Origin of the sequence: Tenacibaculum sp. MAR_2009_124 (assembly GCF_900105455.1) — a bacterium.
Lineage (GTDB): Bacteria > Bacteroidota > Bacteroidia > Flavobacteriales > Flavobacteriaceae > Polaribacter.
In genome coordinates this window covers 479,616-492,567 of sequence record NZ_FNSF01000005.1, presented here as the reverse complement: position 1 = coordinate 492,567, position 12,952 = coordinate 479,616, and the positions used below count along the sequence as shown (strand labels likewise).

General features: G+C 32.5%; 9 protein-coding genes, 1 tRNA gene and 1 pseudogene. 4 read left to right on the top strand and 7 right to left on the bottom strand.

The annotated features are described in order from the left end of the window. Positions 1-21: 21 nt before the first annotated feature. The 5 genes and pseudogenes from BLW23_RS12835 to BLW23_RS12815 form a co-directional block, all read right to left on the bottom strand. On the bottom strand, positions 22-2,028 hold the full coding sequence (locus BLW23_RS12835; RefSeq protein WP_093671796.1) for a transglutaminase domain-containing protein: 2,007 nt from the start codon (positions 2,026-2,028) through the stop codon (positions 22-24). Between the two features lie 102 nt (positions 2,029-2,130). After that, complete coding sequence (locus tag BLW23_RS12830) at positions 2,131-4,041, bottom strand: DUF3857 domain-containing protein (protein ID WP_093670455.1); 1,911 nt, start codon at positions 4,039-4,041, stop codon at positions 2,131-2,133. A gap of 49 nt (positions 4,042-4,090) precedes the next feature. Next, a pseudogene (locus BLW23_RS12825) lies at positions 4,091-5,190 on the bottom strand (DUF4407 domain-containing protein). 120 nt (positions 5,191-5,310) lie between these two features. Continuing rightward, positions 5,311-6,783 (bottom strand): M56 family metallopeptidase, encoded by a 1,473-nt coding sequence (locus BLW23_RS12820; protein WP_093670453.1) that lies wholly within the window; start codon positions 6,781-6,783, stop codon positions 5,311-5,313. Continuing rightward, positions 6,780-7,151: a BlaI/MecI/CopY family transcriptional regulator gene (locus tag BLW23_RS12815; protein ID WP_093670451.1), complete on the bottom strand. Its 372-nt coding sequence runs from the start codon at positions 7,149-7,151 to the stop codon at positions 6,780-6,782. The genes BLW23_RS12820 and BLW23_RS12815 overlap by 4 nt, the downstream gene beginning before the upstream one ends. Positions 7,152-7,348: 197 nt before the next feature. On the opposite strand from BLW23_RS12815, the gene BLW23_RS12810 reads away from it, so the two are divergent. From BLW23_RS12810 to BLW23_RS12800, 3 genes are all read left to right on the top strand, one after another. Further along, entirely contained in the window at positions 7,349-8,722 is a 1,374-nt protein-coding gene (locus BLW23_RS12810) for a sensor histidine kinase (protein ID WP_093670449.1), read from the top strand. After that, positions 8,719-9,417, top strand: a complete 699-nt coding sequence (locus tag BLW23_RS12805) for a response regulator transcription factor (RefSeq protein WP_093670447.1) — start codon at positions 8,719-8,721, stop codon at positions 9,415-9,417. Before BLW23_RS12810 ends, BLW23_RS12805 begins: the two co-directional genes overlap by 4 nt. A gap of 101 nt (positions 9,418-9,518) precedes the next feature. After that, positions 9,519-10,085 carry a hypothetical protein gene (locus BLW23_RS12800; protein ID WP_176829820.1) on the top strand — a complete coding sequence of 189 codons (567 nt, stop codon included), beginning with the start codon at positions 9,519-9,521 and terminating at the stop codon, positions 10,083-10,085. 63 nt (positions 10,086-10,148) lie between these two features. Here BLW23_RS12800 and BLW23_RS12795 read toward each other — a convergent pair whose 3' ends face one another. After that, positions 10,149-11,537: a dipeptidase gene (locus BLW23_RS12795; protein ID WP_093670443.1), complete on the bottom strand. Its 1,389-nt coding sequence runs from the start codon at positions 11,535-11,537 to the stop codon at positions 10,149-10,151. A gap of 424 nt (positions 11,538-11,961) precedes the next feature. Between BLW23_RS12795 and BLW23_RS12790 the strand changes: the two genes are divergently transcribed. Further along, a tRNA-Leu gene (locus BLW23_RS12790) sits at positions 11,962-12,043 on the top strand. 56 nt (positions 12,044-12,099) lie between these two features. On the opposite strand, the gene BLW23_RS12785 is transcribed toward BLW23_RS12790, so the two are convergent. Further along, a complete protein-coding gene (locus BLW23_RS12785; protein ID WP_093670441.1) occupies positions 12,100-12,927 on the bottom strand; it encodes a universal stress protein in 828 nt (275 codons plus the stop codon). Positions 12,928-12,952: the final 25 nt, after the last annotated feature.

Here is a 12,952-nt window from a genome sequence, read left to right as displayed (position 1 = left end):
ATAAACGAAGTGATTCTTTGCTTAACTCTTTACAAGTACAATTTTTTCCATTTCCTTTTCTACAAGTTGTTTGTAGAAGTCTTTTACCGTTTCATAGTAATTTGGAGCAATAAGATATTCGTTCATTTGTAATACACACTGAACTCTAATTTTATTTTTATTATGAACAATTTGGTATTTAAAAACTCCCATACCCTCAGGTAAACCTATAGCTATTGATTCTGGAGCTGATTCAACTGAGTAGTTTTCAGGTACTGTTATTGTTGTAGAAAATGTATCCTGCCAAGGTAAACGGTAGTCTATAGGATAGTTCCTTTCATTTGATTTGAAAGGGGTTTCGTTTTTAGCCAGAAAAAACAAAGGAGTTAGGTATAACTTACCATTAATTTCTTCAATAAGGTCTTCAGAGGTGAATTTAAATGAACGCGTAGGTTTTTTAAAGAGCTTATCTTTATTAGAATCTCTGAAGTTGTCTATTTCAATGTTGAATTTGTTCTCTAAATCACTAATAATATCTTCTTCTTTCTTACTTTCATTATTTTTTCTAAAAATCAAGGCAACATGATCTTCATATGTTGTTCGGTACATACCATCAACCGATAAGTCTTCATTAACTTTAACGTACAGTTTATTTGACTCTTTAGCAAGACTGGTTGGAACAAGTGCTACTGAGTTGGAAACGCCGTTTTTTCTAATTTCCCTTCCTTCCCAATTTAAGCAGCGTAATGGTAAAACATTAGGAATTGAAAATTTCTCGGTGGCATCTAATAATACATACGATCCGTCAGCAAAATTAACTTTTGAAATCACGTAGTTGAATCCTTTTCTAGTAGGAAAAATGGGTACGCCATTAGATTTGGTGCTTACCAGAACCGGATTTGCTGTCAATCCAGCGGCACGTAGCATCGACGTTAAAATCAGATTAATTTCAGCAACATTTCCTGTACCTTCTTTATATGCTTTTCTTACTCCTTCATCGGCATATTTACTATGGTAGCCATTCCATGTCATTTTTGATTTTACAAGATTGAAAATACCAACTATTTTTTCATTATCTGTTTTTGCCGTTTCTAATACAGTATTTAAGTCATCTTTGTAATAGCCAGATTTATTCAACTGTCCTCCGAAGCTTGATGAATTAAAAATCTTTTTACTAATATCTTCCCATGAGGTAGAGTAGTTTTTGTAGGGGGAATTAGGAAATCTTGTTGCTGATAGTTCAAACTCAAGCCCTCCTCTATAGTTTCTGATATTTCCAATATAAGGTTCATTGTCCTTCATGGCAGGAATATTAATTCCATTAAAATTATATTTTACACCAGTATAATTAACATCTTGGCTATAGAATTTAGTAGAGGTTACTACACCTCCACCTCTATATTTTGATTTGAAATTTATAGTATTCCTGTATGAACTTTCTTTTAATGGAACAGAATAGAAACCTTTAGCACGCTTGTTAAAAATATAATATTCTGGAATCTTAACTTGATAGTCAAGAACATTAACTGGTATTCCGTATTGAAAATTTAGGGTGTTTATTGATCGATACGGAGAAACAATTTTATACTTTAATTCGAGTACGCTCCCTTCTTTTACTTGAGGAAAGGTGATTTTCTTTTGTGAGTAGTACTTGTTTGTTTTCTCTTCGAAAACATTATTTGAAGTAACTTTTGTTCTTTCTGGTTTTCCATCAACCATATTGAAAGTATAGGCTTTTTCTATATTCACTCTTTCTCTTTCACCAGAATCTGGAACGTAGTACGAAATTTCTTTTGTGGCATAATCAAAGCCTTCTTTGGTATATATTTTTATTCTTTCATGGCATTCGGTAACAACCATAAATCCTTTGTTAGTGTCGTAATCAAAGGATGTTCTTCTTTTTTTATATAAATAAGAAGCATCCGCTGTTGAATCTTTTGGATGAACGGTTTCCATAAGTTCCTCTTTTGACACCTTTCCGAATTTAAATTCTTGAGAAAAGAGAGTTGCAGAGGTTAGTAACAGAATAAAAGCAATTAATTTTTTCATGTGTTTTTTGTTTTTAGTTATGATCACTTATACCCTAGATATGTTAGAAAATTGTGGGGTATTGGTTTAATAACTGTTCTAAGAATTTTAATTTTATAGCGCTTATTGTTTCGTTAGTTCAATTCTTTGATTGTCGTAACGAGCTACTGATTTTATGAATTTTCTGTATAACTTATAGTCTTCTTTTGGGAAAACACCTTCAGTTAAAGAAAATTCTCTTTTGTATTTAATTGTTTTGTCATCAACTCTTTCAAGAGATGCTTTGTAGTGCCCAAACTTGTTTTTTATTTCTTTAGTTTCAGGTAAAAGACTTAATTGATATTCTTGAGGAAGTTCAATATGGTATTCGTCTTTGTCTGTAAAACTGAACTTCAGTTTCAAAGGCATTTTTCTATTTCTATAACGGTCTGGAATATTAGTGTTTCTATTTAAAATATTAGGCTTGAACAAATAGTTAGATTCACTTACAGTGGCGAAATTCTCTATCGAAAGTTCAATTTTTTCAGTGAATTCAACTGTTTCTTTATCATTATTGAATTCTGTAGACACCAACTCTAAATTATTGTTGTAGTCCCAAACATATTCTTTATAATGCTTTTCTAGTTCTTTTTCTGTATAACTTTCTACATCATATGCATAATTGTATTGATTCCCTGTTGACTTTATATTTAAGCTGGTTGTTAAATTTCCGTTTTTTAAGAGTTTTACGTTCGCGCGGGTGTTTTGAAAACTTGAATCTTTGTAACTCGGAGTTCTTTTGATAATCCCTCCTTCTGGTGTAATCACCAGTAAATCTCTGTCATCGGTGAAATCTCCTAAATAACCAAAAGGGAGCGTTTGACTCGTGCATTCCAACCAGATATCATTCCCATCTTCTTCAGGGATGTTAAGGATAATATGATTCCCTTGCATTGAAGGGAAATCCTTAAAAACATTTTTTTTGGGTCGTCCCGCCCAAACTACGGAATAGTAAGATTTTACATTTGCGGCATCCATTAATGCTTTTGTATAATTTGTTAGGCCTTTGCAGTCTCCATAGCCACTCTTATGAACTTCTGTAGCTGGAATAGGTACCCAACCCCCTATGTCCTCCTGAATACTTATATACCTAGTTTTGTTTTGAACATATTGATATACTTTTTTCGCTCTATTAATTGGATTCTCTACCCCCTTAACTAAGTCTTGTATTTCGGAAATAATGGATTCGGAAAGTTGATCATTCCCATTTTTTAAGTATTCGTATCTCCATTTTCCGAATTCTTTCCAATTTTTCGCCTGTCCTTTGACTCCTTTTAAGGCATATTCGTTCATGGAAATTATTAGAAAAGGGGTGTATTCTTCGAAAGGAATCGAAAGACTTTCAGCTTTTATGGCGTTTTGGCTTAAAACTTCGTAATGCAATTGATGGTTGTCTGTGATTCTTTTGACCTTATAACCTTCAAAACCGATTTCTTTTTTAGCGAATTGAATATTCAAAGGATTTAGGAGTTGATAAATACTTTTTTGAATAGCAATATTAAATCCCTCTAAAGGAAGCCACCTAGGAATAAATCCGGTTGATGAATTTTGATATTCAAATTCAAAAACAACGGTATACGGGTATGATGTTGGAGTGTATTCTAAATATTTTACTCTAGAATCCGAATATAAAGTACCTCCGCTCACTGCACTTACATCTTTAAAATCATTTTTTGAGTATTTTTTTATTTTTTCCCCAAATCCATCATAGATAATTGCGGATAGTTTTTTGATTTTGGTGTCTGCGTTATAATGAGCATAACCTCTAATATGTCTATTTCCTCTTTTATTAAGAACAGTAACTATTCTTTTTTTAGAGACCAACATTTCGTCAACAGCGGAGATAGTTATTTTTTGATCAGCTAATCGTAAAACCGCATCAGCATTAATTTTTAACTCTTCAGGAATAAGGAGTGCCTGTAAATTAAGTTCTTGGGAGAATAGTAAGTTGTTCGCTAAGAATATCATAGCGATAGTTGTGTAAATAGTTTTCATGCAATTATTTATTTAACAAATAATGCACAAATTTACAAAAAAAAAGAAATTATAAAAGTTTTTGTTGTTTTTGCAAAAAGGAATCGGCTTGTGATTTGAGTAATTGTCTTGCTAATTTTTGCTTATGATTGTAGATTTCTTCTTCGTTTTTAAGATCTTCATATACTTTATTAGTAATTTCTTTATCAGTTTCTAAATGTTTGTTTTTTTGAAAACTCTGCTGTTTTATCCATGTAATTACACCAGATTCTTGATGTTCAAACTTGTAATCGTATTCGCTTTTAGAACTTATTAGTTTTGAAAGGATGGGAGCTGTTTCAATTGCTAGAAATAATAAGAAAATAAAAAATGAGGGTAACCAAGGTAGTTTGTTCAAGGCACTTACTCTGGCCATTAAGCCGTCAACGTTCGATATGATTGGTTGAGCACTTTGTTCTGAAGACTCTTGTTGTTCTTTTAATTGTGTTATTTTCGATTCCTTTTCCCTTATTTTAGTCTTGTTAATTTCTTTGAGAGCAGAGAGGTCTTTGAGTGCTTGATCGTGTTTTTCTCTTTTCTCTTTATATACAGGTCCTTTTCCTATAAGTTTCGTCCCTTTTCTTCCTTCAGCTTCTGCAATATAGGTGTCATACAAAGTATTTACTTCATTTTCTTTCGCTGTTATTTCGTTTTTTAGTTGTGCTATATCAGTATTGTATTTAGCTATTTCTGGGTCGAATTGTTGAGCAATTTGCAATTTGTTATCGAGTGTCATTTTGTTTTTTTCTACCAGAAGAACTTGATTGATTTCTTTTTCAAAAATTTTTAACTCCAATGGTTTTGAGATAACAACAGCAATGATGATAGCCAAGATAATTCGGGGAAGCGCCTGTAAAAACTCTGTTTTAAAGTTGTCCTTTTTGCGCATTGTTGAAACGATATAACGATCAAGGTTAAAGATTAATAACCCCAAATAATACCAAAAATAATGGATGTATAGATGTTTTCGAAAACAGTATATAAAGCATAACTACCAGCAATGGCAGCCATAAAGGCAGTAAAGAAAATGGTTGCCCCAATGCCAACATATTTGTTTTGCTCTCCATTGGAACATTCATCTAGAAGGGGCAGGTCAGCTCCAGAGCAAATAAGAAAAAACCGTTTTAACATATATATTAAAACGATTCTTTATTGAAAATGTTACAGAAAACAGTGTTTTTCAACTGTTTTTAACATAAAATTGATCTTTTGTACTTTTACATCAGCGATTCTGGATCACTAGACCACCTATTAGTTTGTCGTGCCAGATTGGTTTTTCGGCAACCATAGTCTAGTTTCTTTTAACTTTTTACTGGGAGTGAGTATTTTATTTTGAAGGTGCACAAAAGTGACAGGAGGTATAAGGTTTGTCTTTATTTGTTTTTCCTCTGCGATTGCCTTTGACGGACGTTTAGAAAGTTCTCTTTTATGTTGTTTTACCTCACTTAAAACTCTTTTGCTCTTGCGTGCTTTTTCCTTTAAAATCATTTTTTCTTTTCTCAGCTCTTCTGGCTTCATGACTCTTCCATCTTTGGTAACTCTCGACCCGAATCGATTGTGATACTTCATTCCTTCCGCAGTAACTCTGGTAAGTGCAATTTCGTTACTTTTTTTATGGTGATCAGTTTCGTGTGGCGGTGGTGGTGGAATTTTACTCTTTTCCTTTAACTTTTTAGGTGGAGGAGGGATTTTTCCTTTTATTTTTGATGTTGGAGGTGGAGGCGGAAGTTGTTGCTTTTCAGCCTCTGTTAAATGAGATCGTTTTTTTACAATCGTTTTACCACTTTCGTAAGTGTAAGTGACCTTGTCATTATAAACATGAACATCTTTTACTTTATCATCTTTTGATTTAACTTCTTTAAGAGTGCGTTGCTTTTGCTGAGCTTCAACTCTTTCTGCAAATACAAAAGTAAATCCAGCAATTAAAGGCACTACTGCTAATTTTTTTAGCAGAATTTTCGTTTTTGAACTGTTAGTTGTCATCATAACTAATCGTTTTTTTGTTAATGAATAATTGAAATTACTGGCCAAGTAATAATTGTTGTTCCAAGCAGCTTTGTTTAATAATAAGTGTTGGTACTCGGAAATATTGTTGTGTAATATAATTACGTTATTGTCAGCTAAAAACTCATGGTTTAGGCGAATGTATTTTTTAAGTAAATAAAACATTGGATTAAACCAAAAACTAATTAAAAGCAGCTCAAGGATAATAATATCAAAGGTGTGCCTTTGAGTAACATGCGTTAGTTCATGAGTAAATAATTCTTTTTCTATTTCTTTATTTTCAAATTCCTTTTTGTTGATAAAAATATAGTTCCAAAAAGTGTAGGGACTAATAGAATCGTCTACCAATATCAAAGTGGCTTTTTTGTATTGTATTTTTTGATTGTTTTTTATGATTTTTATGAGATTCCAAAGATTTTTGAAGAATCTAATCAAAAGTATTCCTGATACTATAAACCAAATATATAGGAAGTAGTTTAGATAATTTATTGATTGCTTTTCTGAAGTAGCGGTAATGAATGTGTTGTCTATATATTCAGATTCAATGGGGATGGCCACAGTTGTTTCTATTATGAATAAAGGAATTAAAAATGAAGTAATAATACTTCCCAATAAGTAGAAACGATTAAATCGATGCATTTTTTCCTTTTCAAGAAAGAAATGGTAGAACACTAATAGCAGTGATAAGCAAGTGATCGTTTTTAAAATATATAAAATCATTTTTTTTGCTCATTTATTTGGTTATCGATAAGCTCTTTTAAATTCTCAAGTTCTGTAACGGATAAATCTGTTTCAGAGGTAAAGAACGAAGCAAATTGACTTGCGGAGTTATTAAAGAAGTTTTTAATTAATCCTTTGACATGTTTTGAGAAATAATCCGATTTTTTTACTAGAGGGAAATACTCTCTTGATTTTCCATATAGTTTGTAGTCGATAAATCCTTTATCCTTCATTCGTTTAAGTAGTGTTGCAACTGTTGTGTTAGCCGGTTTAGGTTCTGGAAACTCAGCGAGTATATCTTTCATAAAAGCTTTTTCAAGTTTCCATAAGTATTGCATTACTTGTTCTTCTGTTTTTGATAGTTGCATCTCTACATGTTTAGAATTTACTCTACAAATGTAGAGATAATTTTTAGTTCTACAAGTGTAGAAGTGTTAAAATATTCAGAAAACGCTTTTTATAATCTTGTATGTTAATGAACTCGTTTAAATAGGTTAACGGTTAACGCTAGGTTAACGGTCTCTTTTTATGATTGATTATCTGAAGTTTCTATTACTTTTGAAATGTGAAAACAAGAATAAACATATTAATAATCGTATCGATTATAGCATTAGTAACCTTATCTGTTATTCAATATTCTTTAATTGAGAATACATTTAAGTTACAACGTGATGTCTTTTTTAAAGAAATGAAGCAGGAGCTAAAGTTTCTGGAAAAAACGGACCAATGGGATGAGGCTTACGCAGCAATTTTAAAGCAAGTCGTTTCAGAATACGAAGGTAGTTTTACTTCTAATGAAAAATTATTTACGCTGTTTTACAAGAAAAGGGATAGTTTAAACGATAGCTTCAAAAGCTACTTTAAGAATATAATACAAAAGAAAGAGCTCACATTTCCAGTATCATATCAGAAGAATATTACAAATGCTATACTTATTAATGAATTGGGAAAAGATACTTTGGTGAGCGCAAAGAATGAGCCCGTATTGCTTTTTGGAGATTCACTAAATGAAGATACCAGATATCATATAAATAAAGGAGAATGGTCTACAATGAGTTCTTCTAAAGAAGAAAATAGTAATCTTTCTATTAAAGATGAAAAGCTGGGTTTTGTAATAACAACAAAGAGTTATATAGATGTTAAGAATTGGAAATTAGTAGTTTTAAGTCGAATGTTTTGGGTGTTGTTGGCAAGTATTGGTTCAATAGTAACGATTGTTGTATTATTCGTGTTGGCTTTTTATTCCTTTATAAAGCAGAAAAAAAACGCAGATATAAAAACCGATTTTGTAAACAATATTACTCATGAACTTAAAACTCCTTTAGCTACATTAAGCATTGCTACGAAAACATTACAAGATAAAAACGTTCAGAAAAACGAAGCTATTGTGCAATCTACTATAGCAACTATTGACAGACAAAGAAATCGATTACAAAAGGTAATAGATCAAGTGGTACATAACTCGCTAGGTTTTGAAGATATTCAACTGGAAAAAGAGGAAGTGTATGTTAAAATTTGGTTAGAAAACTTAATTAACGATTATCATTTGCAACATGCAGGTATTACTCTCTCGAGTCATCTTTCCAAAGAGAATATTGTATTAATGATAGATAAGTTTCAATTTAATACGGTTGTGCTGAATGTGTTGGATAATGCTGTAAAATATGGAGCGGATACTATTGCGGTTTCTACGGAAAAATCGGAGAGATATTTTAGTATTATCATGGTAGACAATGGAGTAGGAATAGCTAAAGATCAACAGAAAAGAGTATTTGATAAGTTTTATCGAATAGATAACAATACCGTGCATAATGTAAAAGGTTTAGGTTTGGGATTGTATTATGTAAATCAAATAGTTAAAGCTCATAAAGGAGTTGTTACTTTGGAAAGTCAACCTTCTAAAGGAACAACGATAACAATTAAAATTCCTATGGCATGAAACGAGTTTTGTTAGCTGAAGATGATATTGATTTTGGCAATATTTTACAACAATATTTAAGCTTATACGAGTTTAAGGTTACTTGGGCGAAAGATGGAGAAGAGGCCATGGAGGTATTTCATAAAAACGAATTTGATATTTGTGTTTTTGATGTAATGATGCCCAAGTTAGATGGATTCTCGTTAGCAGAGAAGGTTATTGAACTGAATCCTGAAATGCCCTTTGTGTTTTTAACTGCTCGAAGTCAAAAGGAGGATAAAATAAAGGGATTGAAATTAGGGGCAGACGATTACATTATAAAGCCTTTTGAGGCGGAGGAACTTATTCTGCGTTTACAAAATATTATCAAAAGAACTCAGAAGAAGGGGCTTGCTCATTTCTCGGAAAATGATTTTGCTATCGGAAAGTATCAGTTTAACAAGGAAAAACTCGAACTCACTTATAAAGAAACTGTTCAACGGTTGACTGAAAAAGAGGCACAACTTGTTCAATTTTTGGTTCAACATAAAAATCAATTGTTGAAAAGAGATAAAATATTACAAGCTGTTTGGGGAACCGATGATTTTTTTACTGGTAGAAGTATGGATGTGTTTATTAGTCGGTTACGAAAGTATTTTAAAGAAGATTCTTCAATTAAAATTGAAAGTGTAAGAGGGGTTGGGCTTGAATTTAAGTTAGATTCTACAAAAAAATAATCATTTAAAACATAAAAAAAATAAAGGGTTTCTGTAATGTTTTTTACAGGAATGGGATCCCTAGTATTTAAAAATAACGTATAACTTTAAAATTAATAATTATGAAAACTTTAATGTGTTTAGTACTTTTTTTGACATCAATATTTATGAAAGCTCAAGAAACACCAGAGCCACCCCAACCTCCAACAGAAGTACATAGTGCCACTGAAGGAAGGAGTTATTCCTATAACACTTCAACAAAAAGAAATAAACGTAACAGTTCTAGTTCTATTTCGGTAAAAAGCACCAATACTATCTATAAATTTAGAGCTTCCTTTAATAATGAAGTTACCGCTGACGTGAGAAATTTTCTTCAGAATAAATTCAAAGAAATGAAGTTTACAAATAGCAATGGGACTTCTTTTTGGAGTGTTTTGAAAAATAATGAAGAAGCCTTTAAGTGTAGGGTAAGTGAAGGTGTTGTGAGAATTTATGTAGATAAAGAAATGACTTCAACAGGTTTTCAAGAAAGGATTGTAGCTATTGGAAAAGAACTTAAGTATGTGATTAATGGTGAAAGTGTACGTGAATCAGAGAAAGCGAGAAAAGAAAGTGCAAAACGAAGATTAGAGCGTGCTAAAAGAGAATATGAAAGAGCTGAAAGAAACTATGAGAGAATTAAAAAATAAGACAAAACTCTTTATAAAAAATCCCATTTTTACTTTTTAAAAATGGGATTTTTTTTAGTATTATTATTTACTTAATTCCGTAAAATATTTATAGAAGTAAGGAATTGTTTCAATACCTTTCAAATAATTCCAAACTCCGAAATGTTCGTTTGGAGAGTGAATGGCATCAGAGTTTAAGCCGAATCCCATCAAAATAGTTTTGCTCTTTAGTTCTTCTTCAAACAAAGCAACAATAGGGATGCTACCTCCGCTACGTTGCGGAATAGGAGTTACACCAAAGGTTGCTTCATAAGCTTTACTAGCTGCTTGGTAGGCTATATTGTCAATTGGAGTTACATATCCTTGACCTCCGTGATGTGGTGTTACTTTTACCGAAACACCTTCAGGGGCGATACTTTCAAAATGATTTTTAAATAACTCAGTAATCTCTCGCCACTCTTGGTTAGGAACTAAACGCATTGAAATTTTAGCATAAGCCTTGCTTGCAATAACAGTTTTTGCTCCTTCACCAGTATAACCACCCCAAATTCCGTTAACATCTAGCGTAGGACGAATAGAATTTCGTTCGTTGGTCGAGAAGCCTTCTTCACCATATACTGCATCAATAGCTAAAGCGTTTTTATAATCTTCAAGTGAGAATGGAGCTTTTGCCATTTCATCTCGTTCTTCTCTTGACAATTCTTCAACCTTATCATAAAAGCCAGGAATGGTAATATGTTTGTTTTCATCATGTAATGAAGCAATCATTTTAGTCAATACGTTAATAGGGTTCGCTACAGCACCTCCGTACAATCCAGAATGTAAGTCTCTATTTGGTCCAGTTACTTCAACTTCAACATAACTTAAGCCTCTTAAACCAGTTGTAATAGAAGGAATATTGTTAGCAATCATTCCTGTATCAGAAATTAAGATAACATCATTGGCTAATTTTTCCTTGTTTCTTGGAACGAACCAAGCTAAACTTTCCGACCCAACTTCTTCTTCACCTTCAATCATAAACTTTACATTACAAGGAAGGTTTCCTGTTTTTGTCATGTATTCCAAAGCTTTTACATGCATGTACATTTGACCTTTGTCGTCACATGCCCCTCTTGCAAAAATGGCCCCATCAGGATGAGTCTCTGTTTTCTTTATAACGGGTTCAAAAGGAGGAGAGTCCCATAAATCAATAGGGTCCGCAGGTTGAACGTCATAATGACCATAAACCAATACAGTAGGAAGGTTTGGATCTATAATTTTTTCACCATAAACAATTGGGTATCCTGGGGTTTCACAAATTTCAACTTTGTCGCAACCAGCTTTTTCTAAGCTGTTTTTGACACTGTCAGCAGTATTAAGTACATCTTGGTTAAAAGCAGGATCAGCACTTACCGATGGTATTTTAAGAAGCTCAATAAGCTCATTTAAAAAGCGCTGTTTATGGTTGGTTATATAGTCTTGAATAGTTTGCATTGTAAAATAATTAAGTACGCTAAGTTAACAGATTTTTTTTGAATTCTGTAGCCGAAATCTTCTGAGTCTTTTGAAAGTGTTTGTGAACTAGTTACTAAATAGGTGTTTTAGTTTTCGTTAAAATAGAGTTGCATTAAGAATATGAAAATTGCGCCATTTGTTGAGGGATTTTTTAAGAAACAGATAATATTATGTTAACAGAGACTCTAAGGAAAGTGTATATGTTTGCTGAGCATTAGCAATCTATTTAAAATTTTAGAAGGGTTTTAAAATAGAATTTAGTTGTAAGCTCTCGTTCGAGAGCTTTTTTTTATGGGAAAATTTCTGATTTACAGGGAGCTATAGAATTGAGGTTGTAAATACCAATAATTTGTGTTTGATATTTGAATAGTTTATGTATATTTGCACGCACAATTCAAAAAGAGCGGGCGTGGTGGAATTGGTAGACACGCTAGACTTAGGATCTAGTGCCGCAAGGTGTGAGAGTTCGAGTCTCTCCGCCCGTACTAAAAAACCTTCAGAAATTCTGAAGGTTTTTTTATTGAATTCTGATTGCAGGTTTTTATACCTTAAAAGTCAATACTGGTTTTACAACATTTTTGGAAAGACTCATGGAAATGCTTCCATTTAAATATCTGGAAAGGCCAGTTCTACCATGAGTTGCTATCGAAATTAAATCAACTTCCTTGTCTTTTGAGAAGTTTAAAATACCTCTAGGAACAGATTTACTGTTGTAAACATGGATTGAGTATTTTTCGACATCATACTTTTTAATGAATTTTTCTACTTTCTCTTTTGAATCGTTAGAATCTTCAAAGTGCTTTGGTGTATTTACCTTAAGTAAATAAAGTTTGCTTTTAAAATAACGAGTAAACTCTAAAAAGCCTTCAAAAGCTTTTGCTTCATCTTTTTCAAAAGTAGAGGCAAATACCATTTTTTTAAACTTAAACTTAGCATCATTCTTTTTTGTGATTAATACTGGAATGTTTAGGCTGGCAATTGTTTTTTCCGTGTTTGATCCAATAATCATTTCTTTAAGGGCAGTTTGCCCTTTCGAACCCATGACGATGAGGTCGGGTGAGATTTTTTTCGAATAGTCTCGAATTCCTTCGTAGGGATTTTGAAAGCGAATAGAGTGTTGGATGTCTTCGAAGCTATCAAAATATTTAGTTTTGATGTCGGCGAGTTTGTCCTTAACTTTTCTTAGGTAAAGCATGCTTTCCGGTATGCTAAAGTTGCTTCCAGCGCCCATGTCAACAATACCCGATGGTAGTTCTACCATATGGACCAGATGGATTTCGCTGTTGGCTTTTTTTGCAATTTTCGAAGCAAGAACACAAGCGTACTCGGAGTGCTTTGAAAAATCTATTGGAATCAATATTTTTTTCATATGTATGTGGGGTTAGTGAAGAGAG